Genomic DNA, 2,272 nt, shown 5'->3' with positions numbered 1-2,272 from the left:
GCGTGAGCGGATGATCCAGGCTTAAAAGCTGTTCCAGGTTCATCGGTCGATCTCCGGGATGACGAGGTCCAGACTGCCCAGGATGGACACGGCGTCGGCCAGCAGCGTGCCGCGCGCCAGTTCGCAAAAGACGCTCAGGTTCGAAAAGCCCGGGGCGCGCAGCTTGACCCGGTAGGGCTTGGGGCCGCCGTCGGAGCGCACGTGGACGAGGATCTTGCCGCGCGCGCCTTCCACGGCATAGCAGGCCTCGCCCTTGGGGGGCTTGACGGTCTTGCCGACCTTGGCCTGGACGGGCCCTTCGGGAAGGGCCGACACGGCCTGGTCGATGATTTCGCAGCTGGTGACGATCTCGTCCAGGCGCACCATGTAGCGGGCCATGGCGTCGCCCTCGCCGTAGGTCGGGATGCGGAAGTCGAAGCGGTTGTAGACGCCGTAGGGCTCGGCCCGGCGGGTGTCCACGGGCGCGCCCGAGCCCCGGATGCACGGACCCGTGGCGCCGTAGCGCCGGGCCAGGTCCACGTCCATGACGCCGATGCCCTCGCAGCGGCCGCGCAGGATCACGTTGTCCGTGACCAGGTCGCGGTACATGGGCAGGCGCGAGCGCAGGTGGCGGGTGAACGCCAGGCAGCGCGAGGCGAAGTCGGCCGGCACGTCGCCGTAGACGCCGCCGATGGTGAAGTAGGAATAGGTCAGGCGCGAACCGGTGACGGCTTGCAGGATGTCGAGGATGATCTCGCGGTCGTCGAAGGCGTACATGATGGGGGTGAAGGCCCCGAGGTCCAGCAGGTAGGCCCCCCACCAGAGCAGGTGGGAACTGATGCGGTTGAGTTCGGTGACGGCCGCGCGGATGTACTCGGCCCGCTCGGGAACCTCCACGCCCATGAGGCGCTCCACCGCGCCGGCGTAGGCCCAGTTCCAGGCCATGGCGTGCAGGTAATCCACCCGGCCCATATTGGGCATGAACTGCATGTAGGTCTTCTGCTCGGCCATCCATTCGTGCATGCGGTGGATGTAGCCGAGCACGGGCTCGGCGCGCACGATGTACTCGCCGTCGAGCTCGAGCATGATGCGCAGCACGCCGTGGGTGGACGGGTGCTGGGGGCCCATGCTGAGGATGAGCTTGTCGTCGGTGGGCCCCGGCTCGAAGCGGGCCGAGGCCAGATCGCCCCGAAGGGCCGTGGGATCGAAGGCTTGCATGGTTCCTCCTCGGCCCTACTCGTCCTTGGACGCGGCCGGGGCGGCCTTGGCCGCCGGCTTGGGTTTGGCCGCCGGCTCGGGTTCCGGCTCGGCCAGTCCGCAGTCCACGAGGTAGGCCAGGGGCACGAGGTCGGCCAGGGACTTGCGCGCCTTGGAGGCCTTGACGAGGGGATGACCCTCGAAATCCTCGGGCAGGAGCAGATAGTGCAGGTTCGGGTGGCCGACGAAGTCGATGCCGTAGAAGTCGAAGCACTCCCGCTCGTGCCAGTCCGCGCCGGGATAGATGTCGCTTATGGTCGGCACGTTCGGCGCGTCATGGGGCACGGTCAGGCGCAGGACCACACGGTTGGCTCCGTCGAGCAGGCTCAGGTGGTAGGCCACCTCGAAGCCCTCCTCCAGGTCCGAGGCCATGACGTCCTCCAGGAGGTAGCCCTCCTTGTCCATGACGGCCAGGGCGTCGTGGATGGTCTCCGGGGTCAGCGTCACGGAGGCCACGCAGCCGGTGGCGGCGTGACTGAGGGGCGCGGAGCAGGCCGCGCCGAGCTTGGCCACGAATTCGGGAATCATTTCTGGCCTCCCTGGGGAACCTGCCACCAGCGCTTGCCGGTGATCTTCTGCTGGAGCGCGAAAAGCCCTTCGAGGAGCCCCTCGGGACGGGGCGGGCAGCCGGGCACGTAGACGTCCACCGGAATGAGCGTGTCCACGCCCTGGATGACGCCGTACTGGCCCTCGATGTTGAAGGGGCCGCCGGAGATGGCGCAGTTGCCGAACGCCATGACGTAGCGCGGGGCCGGCATCTGCTCGTAGAGCCGCACCACGGCCGGGGCGATCTTTTTATTCACCGTGCCGGCCACGATCATGAGGTCCGACTGGCGCGGCGAGGGGCGGAAGACTTCCGCGCCGAACCGGGCGATGTCGAAGCGGGCCATGCCCACGGCCATCATCTCGATGGCGCAGCAGGCCAGGCCAAAGGTCATGGGCCAGATGGACATGGCCCGGCAGACGTCCACCAGCTTCTGGACGGCCGGGGTGGCCACAAGGGCCGGATCGACCGTGTTTACGGCCGGGGCGCAAC

General features: G+C 68.2%; 3 protein-coding genes. All 3 read right to left on the bottom strand.

The window, feature by feature from the left end:
* Positions 1–39: 39 nt before the first annotated feature.
* Positions 40–1,197 (bottom strand): NADH-quinone oxidoreductase subunit D, encoded by a 1,158-nt coding sequence (locus Q1K70_RS18090; protein ID WP_300162660.1) that lies wholly within the window; start codon positions 1,195–1,197, stop codon positions 40–42.
* A 15-nt stretch (positions 1,198–1,212) separates the two neighbouring features.
* The gene (locus Q1K70_RS18085) at positions 1,213–1,764 is read right to left on the bottom strand and encodes an NADH-quinone oxidoreductase subunit C (RefSeq protein WP_300162657.1); all 552 of its coding nucleotides are present in this window, start codon (positions 1,762–1,764) and stop codon (positions 1,213–1,215) included.
* Positions 1,761–2,272 (bottom strand): NADH-quinone oxidoreductase subunit B (locus Q1K70_RS18080; RefSeq protein WP_300162654.1); only part of this gene is annotated, 512 nt, incomplete at its 5' end. The genes Q1K70_RS18080 and Q1K70_RS18085, both read right to left, overlap by 4 nt.

The organism is Solidesulfovibrio sp. (genome assembly GCF_029978005.1).
Taxonomy (GTDB): Bacteria; Desulfobacterota; Desulfovibrionia; order Desulfovibrionales; family Desulfovibrionaceae; genus Solidesulfovibrio.
This window is presented reverse-complemented; position numbering and strand designations above follow the sequence as displayed.

Excerpts from the sequence above, each read along its gene's own strand:
- Q1K70_RS18090 (WP_300162660.1), bottom strand. The coding sequence starts at position 1,197 with ATGCAAGCCTTCGATCCCACGGCCCTTCGGGGCGATCTGGCCTCGGCC.
- Q1K70_RS18085 (WP_300162657.1), bottom strand. The coding sequence starts at position 1,764 with ATGATTCCCGAATTCGTGGCCAAGCTCGGCGCGGCCTGCTCCGCGCCC.